9 protein-coding genes and 1 tRNA gene are annotated in these 17,831 nt (G+C 63.4%); 4 read left to right on the forward strand and 6 right to left on the reverse strand.

The genetic code is table 11. The features are described from left to right. Window positions 1-65 precede the first annotated feature (65 nt). Complete coding sequence (locus KQ307_RS09680; RefSeq protein ID WP_259727859.1) at window positions 66-4,658, forward strand: glutamate synthase-related protein; 4,593 nt, start codon at window positions 66-68, stop codon at window positions 4,656-4,658. Here KQ307_RS09680 and lipA read toward each other — a convergent pair. Continuing rightward, window positions 4,655-5,524, reverse strand: coding sequence for a lipoyl synthase (gene lipA, locus KQ307_RS09685; RefSeq protein WP_259700755.1), 870 nt, complete (start codon window positions 5,522-5,524; stop codon window positions 4,655-4,657). The two genes, KQ307_RS09680 and lipA, sit on opposite strands and share 4 nt — an antisense overlap. A 76-nt stretch (window positions 5,525-5,600) precedes the next feature. Between lipA and KQ307_RS09690 the strand changes: the two genes are divergently transcribed. Beyond that, window positions 5,601-5,674: transfer RNA gene (locus tag KQ307_RS09690), tRNA-Pro, on the forward strand. A 43-nt stretch (window positions 5,675-5,717) separates the two neighbouring features. Here the strand turns inward: KQ307_RS09690 and cobJ are convergent. Together cobJ and KQ307_RS09700 are read right to left on the reverse strand one after the other, a co-directional pair. Beyond that, complete coding sequence (gene cobJ / locus KQ307_RS09695; RefSeq protein ID WP_259727860.1) at window positions 5,718-7,493, reverse strand: precorrin-3B C(17)-methyltransferase; 1,776 nt, start codon at window positions 7,491-7,493, stop codon at window positions 5,718-5,720. Further along, entirely contained in the window at window positions 7,486-8,595 is a 1,110-nt protein-coding gene (locus KQ307_RS09700; protein ID WP_259727861.1) for a hypothetical protein, read from the reverse strand. Before KQ307_RS09700 ends, cobJ begins: the two co-directional genes overlap by 8 nt. A gap of 414 nt (window positions 8,596-9,009) precedes the next feature. Here KQ307_RS09700 and psaA point away from each other — a divergent pair, with 414 nt between their 5' ends. Together psaA and psaB are read left to right on the forward strand one after the other, a co-directional pair. After that, entirely contained in the window at window positions 9,010-11,313 is a 2,304-nt protein-coding gene (gene psaA, locus KQ307_RS09705; RefSeq protein ID WP_259700758.1) for a photosystem I core protein PsaA, read from the forward strand. Window positions 11,314-11,333: 20 nt separating this feature from the next. Then, window positions 11,334-13,553, forward strand: coding sequence for a photosystem I core protein PsaB (gene psaB, locus KQ307_RS09710; protein WP_259700759.1), 2,220 nt, complete (start codon window positions 11,334-11,336; stop codon window positions 13,551-13,553). Window positions 13,554-13,655: 102 nt separating this feature from the next. Here psaB and KQ307_RS09715 read toward each other — a convergent pair whose 3' ends face one another. From KQ307_RS09715 to KQ307_RS09725, 3 genes are all read right to left on the reverse strand, one after another. Continuing rightward, the gene (locus KQ307_RS09715; protein ID WP_259727862.1) at window positions 13,656-16,790 is read right to left on the reverse strand and encodes an efflux RND transporter permease subunit; all 3,135 of its coding nucleotides are present in this window, start codon (window positions 16,788-16,790) and stop codon (window positions 13,656-13,658) included. Between the two features lie 206 nt (window positions 16,791-16,996). Beyond that, the gene (locus KQ307_RS09720) at window positions 16,997-17,488 is read right to left on the reverse strand and encodes a photosystem I reaction center subunit XI (protein ID WP_259700761.1); all 492 of its coding nucleotides are present in this window, start codon (window positions 17,486-17,488) and stop codon (window positions 16,997-16,999) included. A 78-nt stretch (window positions 17,489-17,566) separates the two neighbouring features. Continuing rightward, window positions 17,567-17,722: a photosystem I reaction center subunit VIII gene (locus tag KQ307_RS09725; protein ID WP_399242136.1), complete on the reverse strand. Its 156-nt coding sequence runs from the start codon at window positions 17,720-17,722 to the stop codon at window positions 17,567-17,569. Between the last annotated feature and the right edge of the window lie 109 nt (window positions 17,723-17,831).

The following is a 17,831-nucleotide window of genomic DNA, read 5'->3' on the forward strand; positions in this document are numbered from 1 at the left end:
GCTTACAGGTTGGCTGCCTGCGTCAATCAGGGCTGCCGCTCGTTCTTGCAGGTTGTTCCCGGCCCATGCCTCTTTCTTCCTCTCCGCACTGGCCCCATTGCGACAGCCCTGCGCCGGCCGCCGTAGCCGGGGAGAAGGATGCCTGCGGCGTTGGTTTTCTGGCTCAGCTGAGCGGCGAGGCGTCCCATCGGCTGTTGCAACAGGCCCTGCATGGTCTGAGCTGCATGGAGCATCGCGGCGGTTGCGGCGGTGACAGCGACTCCGGTGATGGCGCCGGCATCCTCTGCGGGATTCCCTGGGATTATCTGGAAACCGTCTGGCCGGAAACCGCTTCGGTGGCGCCGGCAAGGCGTGGCCTGGCGATGCTGTTTCTGCCGGCCGATCCAGAACGGCTTCAACAGGCCCATCAGTTCTGTGAACAGGCTGCCCTGATGCTGGGGCTGCGCAGCGTCGGCTGGCGCTCCGTGCCTGTCGATCCCGCCGTGCTGGGTCCCCTCGCCCGCCAGACGGCGCCTGTGATCCAGCAGTGGCTGGTGGAGGCCGAGGTGGAGGCCGACGCCCTTGAAGCCCTGCTGTTCCGTTGTCGCCGCCGGGTCGGTGATCTGGTCCGCGAAGCCTGGGGGCCAGGTCCGAGCGATCTTTACTTCGCCTCCTTCAGTGGCCGCACCATCGTCTACAAGGGCATGGTTCGCTCAGAGGTGCTGCAGGCCTTCTATGGCGACCTCAGGGATCAGCGTTTTGCGGTGAGCTTCGCGGTGTACCACCGCCGCTTCAGCACCAATACCCTGCCGCGCTGGCCGCTGGCCCAGCCGATGCGGATGCTGGGTCATAACGGCGAGATCAACACCCTGCTCGGCAATCTCAACTGGGCCCGTGCCGCCGAATCCCACCTGGATGCCGCCTGGGGCGAGGCAGCCGTTGATCTCAAGCCGGTCGTGAATGCGGCCTTCAGTGATTCGGCCAATCTCGACGCCATGCTCGAGCTGATGGTGCGCAGTGGCAGGCCGATCACCGACAGTCTTCTGACCCTGGTGCCCGAGGCGTTCCGTCAGCAGCCTGAGCTCGACGGACGGCCGGAGGTGCAGGCCTTCTACGAGTATTCGGCCTGCCTGCAGGAGCCTTGGGATGGACCGGCCCTGCTCGTCTTCAGTGATGGTCGCAGTGTGGGTGCTTCGCTCGATCGCAATGGACTGCGCCCCGCCCGCTACTGCATCACCAGCGACGGCCTGGTGGTGATGGGATCGGAAACCGGCGTCGTGGCGATCGAGGAGAGCCGCATCGTCGAGAAGGGGCGTCTCGGTCCGGGTCAGATGCTGGCGGTGGATCTGGAGAACGGTCGGCTGCTCAAGAACTGGCAGGTGAAGGAGCAGGTGGCTTCGCGTCATCCCTACGGCGCCTGGCTCCAGGAGCATCGACGTTCGCTTCAGGCTCAGCCCTGGCAGATCACCACGGTGATGGGGGAGCTGGATCTGCTGCGCCACCAGACCGCCTTCGGATTCACCGCAGAGGATCAGGATCTGGTGATCGAGGAGATGGCTGGTCAGGGCAAGGAGCCCACCTACTGCATGGGCGACGACATCCCCCTGGCGGTGCTCTCGAGCCGGCCCCATCTCCTCTACGACTATTTCAAGCAGCGCTTCGCCCAGGTCACCAATCCGCCGATCGACCCACTGCGGGAGGAGTTGGTGATGAGCCTGGAGATGCACCTGGGCAGGCGCGGTTCAGCCCTGAGGCCTGAACCGGCTTCGGCTTCGATGTTGCACCTCGATACCCCGGTGCTGAACGAGCAGGAACTTCTCTGCCTCGGCCAGCAGGGCCTCGCCACCGTCACCCTCTCCACCCTGTACTCGATCCTCGATGGCCCGGTTGGCCTGGAGCAGGCGGTCGAGCGTCTCTGCCTGGATGCCGAAGCCGCAGTCAGGGCTGGTCAGCAGATTCTGGTGCTCTCCGATCGGGCCGAAGCGGGCCTTGCCGCCACCCGTTCCTACATTCCGCCCCTGCTGGCCGTCGGGGCCGTCCACCACCATCTTCTTCAGCTTCGCCTCCGTCTGCACTGTTCTCTGGTGGTTGACACCGCCCAGTGCTGGAGTACCCACCAGCTGGCCTGCCTGATCGGTTTCGGTGCCAGCGCCGTCTGCCCCTGGCTCACCTGGGAAACCACCCGTCACTGGCTCGAGCACCCCAGAACCCAGTCGCAGATGGAGAGGGGCAAGTTGCCCCGGCTTGATGTCGCCGCTGCCCAGGCCAACGTGCGCAAGGCCCTGGAGGCCGGATTGCGCAAGATCCTCTCCAAGATCGGTATTTCCCTGCTGGCCAGCTATCAGGGAGCCCAGATCTTCGAGGCGATCGGTATCGGGGCCGATCTGATCGAGCGTGCTTTCAAGGGCACCACCAGCCGGATTGCAGGAATGAGCTTCACCGACCTGGCCAGGGAAACCCTTGTCTTCCATGCCAAGGCCTTCCCGGAGCTGCACCGAACCAAGCTTGAGTTCATGGGTTTTGTCCAGTACCGCACCGGCGGTGAGTTTCACCTCAACAGCCCGGAGATGGCCAAGGCCCTCCATGCCGCCGTGACTGCAGGACCCGGCTACGACCACTTCTCCACCTACCAGACCCTGCTGAAGCACAGGCCTGTCACGGCCCTGAGGGATCTGCTCGAGTTCCGATCGGCTGCGACCCCGTTGCCGATCGAACAGGTTGAGAGTGTGGAGAGCATCTGCAGTCGCTTCTGCACCGGTGGCATGAGCCTTGGTGCCCTCTCCCGGGAGGCTCATGAAGTGTTGGCCGTGGCCATGAACCGGATCGGCGGCAAGAGCAACAGTGGCGAAGGTGGCGAGGATCCGGCCCGCTTTCACCTGTTGCAGGATGTCGATCCAGAGGGCTTTTCTCCCACCCTGCCGACAATCCGTGGCCTGCGGAATGGCGACTCTGCCAACTCGGCCATCAAGCAGATTGCCTCCGGTCGCTTCGGGGTCACCCCGGCCTACCTGCGCAGTGCCCGTCAGCTGGAGATCAAGGTGGCCCAGGGGGCCAAGCCTGGCGAGGGCGGGCAGTTACCAGGCCCCAAAGTGGATGCCTACATCGCCTGGCTGCGCAACAGCAAGCCCGGCGTGGCACTGATTTCGCCTCCCCCCCATCACGACATCTATTCGATCGAGGATCTGGCCCAACTGATCCATGATCTCCATCAGGTCCATCCGGCCGCCAAGGTCTCGGTCAAGCTGGTGGCCGAGATCGGCATCGGCACCATCGCCGCAGGAGTGGCCAAGGCCAATGCCGACGTCATTCAGGTTTCCGGCCACGATGGTGGTACGGGGGCTTCGCCATTGAGCTCGATCAAGCATGCCGGCAGCCCCTGGGAACTGGGGCTCTCCGAAGTTCACCGCAGCCTCCTGGTCAATGGGCTGCGGGATCGCGTGCTGCTTCGCACCGATGGCGGCCTCAAGACCGGCTGGGACGTGGTGATGGCGGCCCTGCTGGGCGCCGAGGAGTATGGCTTCGGCTCGGTGGCGATGATCGCGGAGGGCTGCATCATGGCCCGCGTCTGTCACACCAACAATTGCCCTGTGGGGGTGGCCACCCAGAAGGAGGCGCTGCGCAAGCGTTTCACCGGTCTGCCGGAGCATGTGGTGAATTTCTTCCTCTACGTGGCCGAGGAGGTGCGTCAGCTGCTCAGCGTGCTCGGGGTGGCGCGGCTGGAGGAACTGATCGGCAGGAATGACCTGCTCCGGCCGCGGGATGTGACCCTGGCCAAAACCGGTTCCCTTGATCTCAGCTGCCTGCTTGATCCCCTCCCCCACTCGGAGGATCGCAGCTGGCTGAAGCATCGGGCAGCAGCCCATGGCAATGGGCCGATTCTGGAAGATCTGCTGCTCGCCGATCCCGAGCTGATGGCCGCGATCGAAACCCATGGCCAGCTGAGCCGCACCCTGGCGATCGTCAACACTGATCGGAGTGTCTGTGCCCGCCTTGCCGGCGAGATCGCTTGCCGACACGGCAACGACGGCTTTTCAGGACGGCTTGAGCTTTGTTTCCAGGGGGCCGCCGGGCAAAGCTTCGGCGCGATGTTGCTCAAGGGCATGGAGGTGCGCTTGATCGGTGATGCCAACGACTACGTCGGCAAGGCGATGAATGGTGGACGTCTTGTCGTGGTGCCTCCGGCCGGTGGGAATGATCCCGGCAGCCAGGTGCTTCTCGGCAACACCTGCCTGTACGGCGCCACCGGCGGCGAACTGTTCGCCCTTGGTCGCGCCGGAGAGCGGTTCGCCGTGCGGAACAGTGGCGCAATGAGTGTCGTGGAGGGCAGCGGAGACCACTGCTGCGAATACATGACCGGTGGAATCGTGGTGATCCTTGGCAGCACCGGTCGCAACGTCGGTGCTGGCATGACCGGCGGGGTGGCCTTCCTGCTGGATGAACACGGGGACCTGGCGGGCCGCCTCAATTCTGAGACCCTCGCCATGCACCCTCTTGACACGCTTGAGCAGGAGGCCCTGCTCAAGCCCCTGCTGGCGTCCCACCTAGAGCTGACCGGCAGCCGCAGAGCGGCCGAAATCCTGGCCAACTGGCCCCAGTGGCGCGGTCGCTTCAAAGTTCTGGTCCCGCCGAGTGAACTGGCCAGGCTTGGCCTCTCCGAACGGGTCAAGGTGGCGGTTTAACGGGGGTGTTCCCGCATCAGCCGGCGTACTTCGCCGGCGTGATAGCTGCTGCGGGTGAGCGGCGAACTGACCACCTGCAGGAAGCCCAGCTGCTGTTCGCCGTGGCGGCGGAACTGCTCAAACTGTTCAGGGGTCACAAAGCGCTGCACCGGCAGATGCCTGGGCCCCGGGGACAGATATTGCCCGATCGTGATGATGTCGACCTGATTGCTGTTCAGATCGTTGAGCACCGCGAGCACCTCTTCGTCGGTTTCCCCCAACCCAACCATCAGCCCCGACTTCGTGTAGGCGCGGGGCCAGTCGGCGCTCACCCGGTTCAGAAGCTCCAGGGAGCGCTCGTACTCTCCCTGGGGTCTGGCCTGGCGGTAGAGCCGCGGCACCGTTTCGATGTTGTGATTGAGCACATCGGGGCTGGCCGCCATGACGGCGGCGAGGGCACTCCAGTTGCCGCAGAAATCCGGGATCAACAGCTCGATCGTTGTGAACCCGGAGCGGCGACGCACCTGGTCGATGCAGGCCACGAACTGGCTGGCGCCTCCATCGGCAAGATCGTCGCGGTTGACCGAGGTGATCACGACATGGCTCAGGCCCAGCCGCGCCACTGCCTCACCGAGTCGTTCGGGTTCGCTGGGATCAAGCCCCCGCACGCTCTTGTCGAAATCGATGTCGCAATAGGGGCAGGCGCGGGTGCAGCCCGGACCCATGATCAGGAACGTGGCGGTGCCACCGGCGAAGCATTCGCCGATGTTCGGGCAACTGGCCTCCTGGCAGACCGTGTTGAGGTTCAGGTCCTTGAGCAGATCGGCCACGGCACCGATGCGCTCCCGTTGGGGGGCCTTGACACGCAGCCAGTCGGGTTTGAGCAAGAGCCGAAGGCCTCTGCCAAGCGGGTAGCCAAGAATGTAGGAGCTGCTGCTGGCTGATCGCCTAAGCTCAAATCAGCGGGATGTGGCGCAGCTTGGTAGCGCACTTCGTTCGGGACGAAGGGGCCGCAGGTTCGAATCCTGTCATCCCGATTCAGCACCGCTGAGCCAGTGGTTTGCGGCAAGAACACTCCGCTCAACGGAGCTCCGCACCCGGGTATCCACGGGGAGTCACCATCTTCCCGTCCACCAGCCGGGTGGTGCTGTTCCCCACCAGCACAAGGCTCAGCATGTCGACCTGCTCCAGGGGCAGATCCTCCAGAACGTGGAGGCTCACCTGTTCCCCTGCTCTGCCCAGTTGCCTGGCGAGCACCACGGGAATCCGGCCGGAGCGTCCCTCGCTCAACAGCGCCATCGCCCTGGCCAGCTGCCAGTCGCGGCCGAGCGAGCGGGGGTTGTAGAGCGCCACAACGAAATCTCCCGCCGCCGCTGCCCTCAGCCGCTGCTCGATCGTTGCCCAGGGGGTGAGCCGATCGCTCAGGCTGATCGTGCAGAAATCATGCATCAGTGGTGCCCCGGCGCGAGCCGCGGCCAGCTGAAGGGCCGAGACGCCTGGATGCACCGTGAACCCCGGCCTGTTCTCGCCGGTCAGCTCCAGCCATTGTTCCAGGGCCAGGCCGGCCATGCCATAGATCCCGCTTTCACCGGAGGAGACCAGCGCCACCGTCAGCCCCTGGCAAGCCAGTTCAACGGCCAGCGCACAGCGCTGGCGCTCCTGGGTGAGCTGGCCATCACAGCGCAGTTGATCCGACCGGCGCAGGGGTTCGAGCAGATCCAGATAAAGGCCATAGCCCACCCAGATCGTGCTCTCGGCCAGGGCGCGGCGGGCGGCGGGGGTCAGCAGGTCGAGGCGGCCGGGCCCGCTGCCGATCAGGTGGAGCTGTCCCTGGCCTGGTGCCCATTGCACCGCAGCCATACCAACGGCCAGGGTGGCTGCACCCCGCTCGAAGTCCCTGGCGTGTTCAATCCGCTTGGCGGCCAGCAGCGTTCCCTTTGGACCGGCCGCCAGCAGGGCGGCGGCCTCCGCCACGCTGGCGGTTCCCATTTCCTTTCGGACAGCGTCCGAGGGAGTGGGAACAACCACGGGGGCAAGCTCCTCCGCCTTGAAGAGCCGCAGCGGCCATTGTCTTTGCTCGGCAAGGGCCAGCAGGGCTGGCTCATCGCCTTTGCGATCCACGCTGGCCAGCCCAGCCACAGCTTCCGGTGCGAGCTGCTGGCGTTCCAGGGCCTGATCGACCACCCGCTCCAGCAGGCTGAGGCTGGTATGCCGCTCACAGCCGATTCCGAGCCAGAGGGACGGCGGATGCCAGCGGCAGCCATCGCCAAGCCGGTGGCTGATCACCAGGGACGAAGTGTCCTCCAGGCAGCCTTCGGCATCCGCCTGCCCGGCTGCCGCCGCTTCCAGGTTCTTCCACAGGGTCAGCCCGGTCTCCTGGATGATCAGAGGTAGCTGCCCCTTTGCCGCCGCCTTCATCAGGGCATCCCAGGGGCCCCGTCCCCGTCGCCAGCCCCAACCGAGCCCGAAGCTGTCGAGCGCGAGCCGCCCTGTGCCGCTGCTTGAGCCGGTCAGCACCGCCTGGCCGCCCAGCAGGGCAGCCACCTGTTGGCTGAAGGCTTCGCCGCCCGCCCAGTGTCCCCCCAGCAGGGGAATCACAAATCGGCCGGCTGGATCGACTACCACCACCGCCGGATCCAGGTGCTTGCCCTTGAGCAGGGGGGCGATCAGACGGGCGATCGCTCCGCAGGCTCCAACCGCCACGAAGGCGGCGCTGCTGTCCCAGTGCTCCGCCAGAAAGGCCGCCACCGGGGTTTCCGGGGGAGCAAGCTGAACCAGTCGAGCCTGCTGCAGTTGGCCGAGCACCGAAGCACTGGCTGGACTGAGTCCCAGGCCCCAACAGTTGGGATCAGTCATGGGGCGAGCTGGCAGCGAGGGGTTCAGGCTCATCGTCCTGGACTGAAGAGGGGGCTGAAGAGGGGGTGGGCTCCGGATCAGGCACCAGCTGATCCGCCTCAGCCTGGCTCTCCTCCGGCTCTGTCGGCTCGGCTGAATCGCCTTCCTGCTCGGCAGCCATCTGATCGGCATCGTTCAGGTTGCTTGTGGCAAGCATGGCGGTGGGCTCCAAGGCCGGCGCAGGGGTCCGCCCGAGCCTCTGATCGAGTTCCTGATCCGTGAGTTTGCCCTGCTGCCAACGGTTGCCGCCGGCAGCAAGGGTGACCTCACGCACAAGGCTGTTGAACGGTGGATTGAGCGGTTCCCCCAGGCCATCGAGCAGTTCCAGCTGCAACGCATTGGCACCCGGCCTGAGCCCCTTCAGCCACAGCGTTGCCTGCTGGTCGGTCAGGAAGCTGTCGCCATTGACTGTGACCCGCAGCAGCCACTGGCGATCGTCCCCGCGCAGATGCTGCAGGGGCGCGTCCAGCAGGAGCCAGTCGATCGGAACGGGCTCAGCCATCGGCCAGTCGACGGGAATCGCGCTGATCAGCTGGGCAGATCCCGGTGGGGGAAGTTGCAAGGGATTCGCGGCCACCCGATGCAGCCGGATCTGGCGGAAGCCCCCACGGGACTTGACCGCTTCACCCCAGGGCCTGGCTGCGTAGACCGTCAACCGGTGGCTGCCCGGGCTGAGTGGTTCCATCGGCACCTGCAGGGAGACAGGGCCGCTGCCATCGCCCTGCGGCTCGACGATTCGCCGCGGCGGCTGGTCATCCAGCTGAACCACCAGGTGGGGGCCGATGCCGAGGCTCCCGCCGCCACCGACCAGGGGCCAGTCGTCGAGGCTGAGCTGGAGTTCCCAGGGGCCTGACGGCAGCAGGGCGTCATCTTCCGGAGAAAGAATGCGCAGCTGGGGCTGCAGCTTGGCCAGCCGATCCTGAAGCTGCTGAACCGGCAGGGGAGGGGCCACTTCCTGCAACGCTCCCGAAGGCGGGGATGGGGAGAGAGCCTCTGCAGGAGGGGAGTTCGGCGGCCGCAGGCTCCATCCTCCGATCAGCAGCACAGCCAGACAGAGCAGCATCGCTCCGAGCCCCCGGGCCAGTCCGTTACTCAGGTGCTGAGGAGGAGCTGGATGGCGAGGGTTGATCCATCGTTGTTGGAATAACAAAAGCGGCAATGAATACCAGGACTCAGTGTTAAGTATCCCCTGCCAGAGCCCAGTCTCTGACAGGGGTGCCGCTGGATTGAACCTTTGTTACTTCCCTGCCGAAGGGCCTGAAACTCACCCCTATACTTCCGCCAGCGGTCCCTTCTTTGGGGCTTCAGCTCCAGTTGTGGCAAGGGGTTTCGGCTTTTCGCCGGGTCCTTGCCTTCCTGGTTTCCGTGGTGTCGGTGGGCTTGTTCCGCCCCGCCATGTGACCCACCGGTCCAGGTTTCCCGCCTGTGCCGGAGGGGTGGACCTCCACCTCGATCCCGTCCCTCGAGGAACGTCTCGATGACCATCAGCCCACCAGAGCGTGGGACAAAGGCAAAGGTCTCCGTCGACCGGAACCCAGTTCCCGTCGATTTCGATGTGCTCGGCAAGCCCGGCCACTTCGATCGCACCCTCGCCAAAGGTCCCAAAACCACCACCTGGGTTTGGAACCTCCACGCCAACGCTCACGATTTCGACAGCCACACGAGCGATCTTGAGGAGGTCTCCCGGAAGATCTTCAGCGCTCACTTCGGCCATCTGGCCGTCATCTTCATCTGGTTGAGCGGCGCCTTCTATCACGGTGCCCGCTTCTCCAACTACACCGGTTGGTTGGCCGACCCCCTGCACGTCAAACCCAGTGCTCAGGTGGTGTGGCCGATCTTCGGTCAGGAAATTCTCAATGCCGATGTGGGTGCCGGCTTCCACGGCATCCAGATCACTTCAGGTCTCTTCCATGTGTGGAGAGCCTGGGGCTTCACCAGCGAATTCCAGTTGCTCTGCACAGCAATCGGTGCCCTGGTGATGGCTGGCCTCATGCTTAACGCAGGGGTTTTCCACTATCACAAGGCAGCCCCCAAGCTGGAGTGGTTCCAGAACGTTGAGTCCATGCTCAACCACCATCTGGCCGGTCTGCTGGGTCTTGGCTCCCTGTCCTGGACAGGGCACCTTCTGCATGTGTCGCTGCCCACAACCCAGTTGATGGATGCCATCGACGCCGGCAAACCGCTGGTGCTGAATGGCAAAACCATTGCCTCCGTGGCGGACATTCCCCTTCCCCATGAGTTTCTCAACCAGGATCTGATCGCTCAGCTCTTCCCTGGTTTTGGGGCGGGTCTCTCCCCATTCTTCTCCGGTAACTGGGCCGCCTACAGCGATTTCCTCACCTTCAAAGGTGGTCTGAATCCTGTCACCGGCAGCCTCTGGATGACCGACATCGCCCATCACCACCTGGCGATCGCCGTTCTCTTCATCATCGCCGGCCACCAATACCGGACCAACTGGGGGATCGGTCACAGCATCAAGGAGATCCTTGAGGGTCAGAAGGGTGATCCCCTGCTGTTCCCTGCACCGAAAGGTCACGATGGCCTGTTCGAGTTCATGACCACTTCCTGGCATGCCCAGCTGGCCGTGAATCTCGCCTTGCTTGGCTCGCTGAGCATCATCGTGGCGCATCACATGTATGCGATGCCTCCCTATCCCTATATCGGGATTGATTACCCAACGCAGTTATCGCTCTTCACCCACCACATGTGGATCGGCGGTTTCATCATCGTTGGAGCTGGCGCCCACGCGGCGATCGCACTCATCCGCGATTACGACCCGGCCAAGCACATCGACAACGTGCTCGATCGGGTTCTCAAGGCCAGAGATGCCCTGATCAGCCACCTCAACTGGGTCTGCATCTTCCTTGGCTTCCACAGCTTCGGTCTGTACATCCACAACGACACGATGCGTGCTCTGGGACGTCCCCAGGACATGTTCAGTGACTCGGCCATTCAGCTGCAACCTGTCTTCGCCCAATGGATTCAGGGTCTGCACGCCGCAGCGGCCGGCACCACGGCGCCCAATGCACTCTCCGGAGTCAGCGAGGTGTTCAACGGTGCTGTCGTCGCTGTCGGAGGCAAAGTGGCTGCCGGTCCGATCCCTCTGGGTACGGCCGATTTCATGGTGCACCACATCCATGCCTTCACGATCCACGTCACCGTGCTGATCCTGCTGAAGGGTGTGCTGTACAGCCGCAGCTCCAGGCTCATCCCCGACAAGGCCAACCTTGGTTTCCGGTTCCCCTGCGACGGCCCCGGCCGTGGCGGCACCTGCCAGGTTTCGGCATGGGACCACGTGTTCCTTGGCCTGTTCTGGATGTACAACTCCATCTCCATCGTGATCTTCCACTTCAGCTGGAAGATGCAGAGCGATGTCTGGGGAACCGTCAACGCGGACGGCACCGTCCAGCACATCACCAACGGCAACTTTGCCCAGAGCGCCATCACCATCAATGGTTGGCTGCGTGATTTCCTGTGGGCCCAGGCCGCTCAGGTGATCAACAGCTATGGCTCCTCTTCAAGTGCCTACGGATTGATGTTCCTGGGTGCCCACTTCGTCTGGGCCTTCAGCCTGATGTTCCTGTTCAGTGGCCGCGGCTACTGGCAAGAGCTGATTGAGTCCATCGTCTGGGCTCATAACAAGCTGAGAGTTGCACCTGCGATTCAACCGCGGGCGCTGAGCATCATCCAGGGTCGCGCCGTTGGCGTGGCTCACTATCTCCTGGGCGGTATCGCTACCACCTGGGCGTTCTTCCTGGCCCGACTTGTCGCGGTCGGCTGACCTCCTCCTGACCTTTCCACATGGCAACGAAATTTCCTTCGTTCAGCCAGGGTCTGGCACAGGACCCCACAACCCGCCGTATCTGGTACGGCATCGCCACGGCTCACGACTTCGAGAGCCACGACGGAATGACGGAGGAGAAGCTTTACCAAAAGCTCTTCTCCACCCATTTCGGCCACCTGGCGATTATCGGCCTCTGGGTTTCTGGGAACCTGTTCCACATCGCCTGGCAGGGCAACTTTGAGCAGTGGGTCGCCGATCCGCTGCATGTCCGTCCCATCGCGCATGCGATCTGGGATCCTCACTTCGGCCAGGGGGCCATCACCGCCTTCACCCAGGCAGGTGCCACCTCCCCGGTGAACATTGCCTATTCAGGCTTGTATCACTGGTGGTACACGATCGGCATGACCACCAATGCCGAGCTGTACCAGGGATCGATCTTCATGATGATCCTTTCGGCCTGGGCGCTGTTCGCCGGCTGGCTTCACCTCCAGCCCAAGTTCCGGCCCTCCCTGGCCTGGTTCAAGAACGCTGAATCCCGGTTGAACCATCACCTGGCTGTTCTGTTCGGCTTCAGTTCCATTGCCTGGACCGGTCACCTGGTCCACGTGGCCATCCCTGAGTCCCGCGGTCAGCATGTCGGTTGGGATAACTTCCTGAACGTTCTGCCCCACCCCGCCGGTCTTGCTCCGTTCTTCACCGGAAACTGGGGGGTCTACGCCGAAAATCCTGACACCGTCAACCAGATTTTTGGCAGCTCAGAGGGATCCGGCACAGCCATCCTCACTTTCCTCGGTGGTTTCCACCCCCAGACTGAGTCGCTCTGGCTCACGGACATTGCCCATCACCACCTGGCGATTGGTTGCATCTTCGTGATCGCTGGGCACATGTACCGCACCAATTTCGGGATCGGTCATTCGATCCGGGAAATTCTGGAGGCCCACAATCCTCCCAAAGGCACTCCATTCGGTGGTGCCCTGGGTGCGGGCCATAAAGGGCTCTACGACACGATCAACAACTCGCTGCACTTCCAGCTCGGTCTTGCTCTGGCTTCGCTCGGAGTGATCACCAGCCTGGTGGCCCAGCACATGTATGCGCTGCCGTCCTATGCGTTCATCGCCAAGGACTACACAACCCAGGCGGCTCTTTATACCCACCACCAGTACATCGCCATCTTCCTGATGGTCGGTGCCTTTGCCCACGGTGCGATCTTCTTCATCCGTGATTACGATCCTGAGGCCAACAAGAACAACGTTCTTGCTCGGATGCTTGATCACAAGGAAGCGATCATCAGCCACCTGAGCTGGGTATCCCTGTTCCTCGGATTCCACACCCTCGGTCTCTACGTTCACAACGACGTGGTCGTGGCCTTTGGTACCCCCGAGAAGCAGATCCTGGTAGAGCCTGTCTTTGCCCAGTTCGTGCAAGCAGCAAGCGGAAAAGCCCTCTATGGCTTTGATGTCCTGCTCTCCAATCCTTCCAGTGCCGCCAGCCTGGCTTCGGCCAACATCCCTGGTGATCACTTCTGGTTGGATGCCATCAATGGCAACACTGATGTGTTCCTCCCGATTGGCCCCGGTGACTTCCTTGTTCACCATGCCATCGCCCTGGGCCTTCACACCACCACGCTCATCCTGGTGAAGGGTGCGCTGGATGCCAGGGGTTCGAAGCTGATGCCCGACAAAAAGGACTTTGGCTACTCCTTCCCCTGTGATGGACCTGGCCGTGGTGGCACCTGCGACATCTCTGCCTGGGATGCTTTCTATCTCTCGGTTTTCTGGGCGTTGAACACGGTCGGTTGGGTCACCTTCTACTGGCACTGGAAGCACCTCGCCATCTGGCAGGGCAATGTGGCTCAGTTCAACGAATCCAGCACCTATCTGATGGGCTGGTTCCGCGACTACCTCTGGCTGAACAGTTCCCAGTTGATCAACGGGTACAACCCCTTCGGCACCAACAACCTGGCTGTGTGGGCCTGGATGTTCCTGTTCGGCCACCTTGTCTGGGCCACCGGCTTCATGTTCCTGATCTCCTGGAGAGGATATTGGCAGGAACTGATCGAAACCATTGTCTGGGCGCATCAGCGCACACCACTGGCCAACCTGGTTGGCTGGCGTGACAAGCCAGTCGCTCTCTCGATCGTTCAGGCTCGTGTGGTTGGGCTGGCTCACTTCTCAGTGGGCTACATCCTCACCTACGGTGCATTCCTGATCGCCTCTACCTCTGGCAAGTTCGGCTAACCGTTTCTGCCAGTTCGATCGATCCGATCCACAGTTCAGCTTCCATTTCGAGGGACGTTCCTCCTCATTCACCCCCGGCCTCGGTCGGGGGTTTTTTGTTGCTCAGCTTGGTTGACGATGCGGCCACCATTTTCTTCCCTCAATCAATTTCATTTCGAGGTAAACCACCGGCACCACAAAGAGGGTCAGGAGGGTGGCGGTCAACAGTCCGGAGAACACCACTGTGCCGATGCTGATGCGGCTCGCTGAACCCGCACCGGTGGCGAACACCAGGGGCAGAAAGCCCACCAGCGAGGAGATTGCCGTCAGCAGGATCGGGCGCAGTCTGCTGATCGCAGCGTGTTCAATGGCCTCGCGCAGCCCGATTCCCTGTTTGAGTTGCTGATTGGCAAATTCCACGATCAGGATGCCGTTCTTGGCCGACAGACTCACCAGCACCAGCAGGCCCACCTGGGCGTAGATGTCAAGGAAGAGGCCGCGGCCAGCCAGGCCGATCAGTGCTCCCAGCAGGGCCAGGGGCACCGTGATCAGGATGATCAATGGGTCGAGGAAGCTTTCATACAGGCCAGCCAGAACCAGATAGACCACCACCATTCCAAAGGCGAACAGTTGCCAGGTTTTGCCACCGGCCTGGCGCTCCTCTCTGGCCAGCCCGACCCATTCGAGATCGGTGAGTGGGTTCGCCTGTTCTTGCTGGATCGCTTCGAGCCTGGCGATCGCCTGTCCCGTGCTCAGTCCGGATCTGGGGATGGCCTGGATGGTGATCGACCGTGACAGCCTGCTGTGGTTGATCGTGGTTGGTCCTGTGTCCTGCTCGATCGCCACGACCGCGCTCAGCGGGATCAGATCACCCGCCCGGCTGCGAACCTGCAGGGCCAGCACATCCGCTGCGCTGCTCCTGCTGTTGCCATCCAGTTGCACCACCACCCGCCGCACCCGGTCGCTCTCGAAGCTGTCATTCACGTAACGACTGCCGAAACTGGAGCCGAGGGTCTCGACCAACGTGCTCAGGTCCACTCCCAGCGAGGCCATGCGCATTCGATCCGGACGAAGCCGAAGCAGGGGTGAGTCGGCACTGAAGCGTGTGCTGACCCGCTCAAAGGCGGGATCGGCATTGGCGATGGCAATGAAGCGCCGAGCCTCCTGCTCGAACGCCGCCAGGGTGAGCCGGCCGGAGCTGACATCGAGGATCTCAAGTTCCAGTCCACCTTCGCCGCTGAAGCCGCGCACCGCTGGCGGCACGCTCACCTGTACTGCTGCTTCGGTGATTTCCCGCCGCAGCTGTTCCCCCAGCCTGCGGGCCACAGCTTCGTTGCTGTTCGCCCTTGACAGACCCCGCTCGCTGAGCTCCTTGAGGCGGATGAAGAAGAGGCCCCTGTTGGGAGCGTTGTCACCGAAGGAGCGACCGGCATAAAAGTTGGCGACACGCACTGTCGGCTCCTTGGCAACGGATTCACGGATCCGCTCCATCACGGTTGCCGTGGCCTGAATCGAGGCTCCGCCAGGCAGGGCCACCACACCGCGGATCTGGCCGTCGTCCTCCTGGGGAATGAAGCCGGTGGGCAGCTGGCCCAGCCCCCAGACCGCCAGCATGAGTCCGCCTGCCAGCCCCAGCAGCACCAGGCGTCGATACCGGAAGCTTCGGTCCAGGGCACGGCCGTAGTGATGGCCAAGCTGCTCCAGCCAGATCTGAGGCCGTTGCATCAGCTTCTGAAGCCGGGCCGGTTCCCTCCAGCCGTGGGTCAGCAGCCATGCGGATGCCACGGGCGTGAAGGTGAGTGCATTGATCGTCGAGAACAGGATCGTGGCGCTGATCGTGAGCGCGATCGGTTGATAGAGCCGTCCGACGCTGCCGGGCATGGCCAGAACCGGCAGGAACACCACCACCAGCACCAGGGAGGTGGCGATCACGGCTCCACCCAGCTCCTTCATCGCCTCGCGGGCGGCCTGCTGGGGCGATTCCCCCAATTCGAGCCGCCTGCCGATGTCTTCGCTCACCACGATGGCGTCGTCGACCACCAGGCCAGTGGCCAGCACCATGCCGAAGATGCTGAGGGTGTTGATCGAGTTCCCCGTGACCCACAGGATGCTGAGGCTGCCGATCAGGGCAACAGGCACAGCAACAGCCGTGACCACCGCAAGCCTGCTGTTGCCAAGGGCCAGCAGCAGCACCAGGAGCACCAGGATCACAGCGTCGCGGAGGCTGGCCTGGGTGAGGTCAATGCTTTCCCGCACGGAGTCGGCCACATCGACGATGCGCTGCACGTCCAGTCCGGGGGGGAACTGGGACTGCAGCCTCTCCAGGGCGGAGTTCACCGCGTCACTCACTTCCAGGGCATTGCTGCCGTCGCGCTGGAAGATCTGTACCGCCACCACGGGATCCCCGGCCAGATTGCTGGCGGTGCTCTCGAAGTTCTCCAGATCGAGGGTCACTCTCCCCACGTCCTTGAGCAGGACCACACTGCCTTCGCTGGTCCGGCTGACCACCAGACCCTCCAGCTCGATGACGCTGCGCAGCCGGCCTTCCATCTCGAGTGGCAGGGTGGTTTGCTGGCCGGGGGGGCTCGGCGCGTCCCCCACCTGGCCGAGGGCGGCCAGCACGTTCTGCTCCACCAGGGCGCGTTCCACATCGGCGATGGTGAGTTGGCGCTGCTCCAGAGCCACCGGGTCGAGCCAGAGACGGAAGGCGAGCTCGCCCCCCCCGGCGACCGTGATGTTGCCGACCCCGGGCACCCGCTGGAGGGTGTCGCGCAACTGCTGATCCACCCAGCCACTCAGAAAGGCCGGGGCATAGACGCCTTTCGGCGCACTGAAGCCCAGCACCATCAACAGGTCGTCGGAGCTGCGACGCACCTGCACCCCAAGCCGCGACACCTGAGGGGGGAGCTGGCGGTTGGCCAGGGTGGCCTCGTTCTGGGCGTTGATCTGGTTGAGCTCGGGGTTCCCCCCCTCGAAGGTGAGTGTGATCGAGCTGCCATTGGCCGAACTGCTGGAGCGGATGCTCTCGAGGCGCTCCAGGCCGTTCAACTGGCGCTCCAGGGGAGTGGTCACCCCTTGTTCCACGGCAGCGGCTCCGCCGCCGGGGTAGCTGGCGCGGACGTTCACGCGGATCGGCGCGATCGGCGGCAGGTTCTCGACCTGCAAGGCAGGCAGGCTGATCAGGCCGGCCAGCAGGATCAGCACGGTCACCACCAGGGTGAGTACCGGCCGGCGCAGGAATGGATCTGAGACAGACATCGATCCGATACCGCAAGGCTCAGGGCTGTCAGACACCAATCTTTACAGCAAGTGCGCGACCCCTGCTCCTCCAGGCCCAGAGCCGTTCCTCCCGCCGCCGCTCAGCTGTTCAGCTGATCAGGCTGGACCATGAAAAAACCCCGCCTGGGCGGGGTTCTGTGAGCAGGGGTTGTGACTACCGGAGCTCAGTTGCTGATGCGGCAGGGTCAGCTGACGCTCCAGAGCCCACCGGTGAGCTTGACCAGGGGGGAGCCCATCACACTGCCTGCCAGGAACCAGGCGAAGGCGGCGCCACCGCAACCACCGAGCCAGAAGCCGCTGGCGAATTCAGCCCAACCTGCCTTCGTGAACAGATCGGCGGGTGGATTGTCGATCGTGGCATCGGGAGGTTGGACATTGGGACCGGTGCCTGCCGTGCCGTAGATCGAGAGGCAGATCGTGAGGATGGAAACCAGTCCGATCGCCGCGAGCAGGCCGGCGGTGCTGGCGTATTCGGTGAGGCGGAGGGGGCCGGTCATGGCAAAGGGGCCATACAGCAGAAAGCCATGGGCCATGCCCACCTCTAGCCCGCGTCGATTCGGAGACAGGGAAGGGCGGTAGGCAGGCAGGGCGTTCAGGAAGGCCTTGCTGAAGTAGCTGCTGTTCACAGGTGTGGCCAGATTGCCGACAGTGGCATCGGCGACGGGGTGCACGGTCATGGAGAAAAGCGGGAGAAGGAACGAACCCGGCGAGCTCGCAGGGTGAAGAGGCGGAAGAGGATCGTCGATCCCTGGTCTTCAGTCGCGGGATTCGATCACGTTGAACAACAGGGCCATGGCCATGGCCGGGCCAAGGATTCCAACAAAGGGAACGAGGATGGACGGCAGCCAGGCGGCAGCGAATTCTCCAGTCATGGCGCAGGCCAATACAGCAACCACCCGCACTGTATCCATCTGTTCCTGGCCTGCCCTGTCGGCCGATCAGTGGCGACATAAAAGTTCAATGCGAAACCATCCAGCTCTCCAGCCCCACCGGTTCGAACGCCATCGGGCCAGCGGAGCC

The sequence above is a fragment of the Synechococcus sp. CS-1326 genome, from assembly GCF_025128115.1.
Lineage (GTDB): Bacteria > Cyanobacteriota > Cyanobacteriia > PCC-6307 > Cyanobiaceae > Regnicoccus.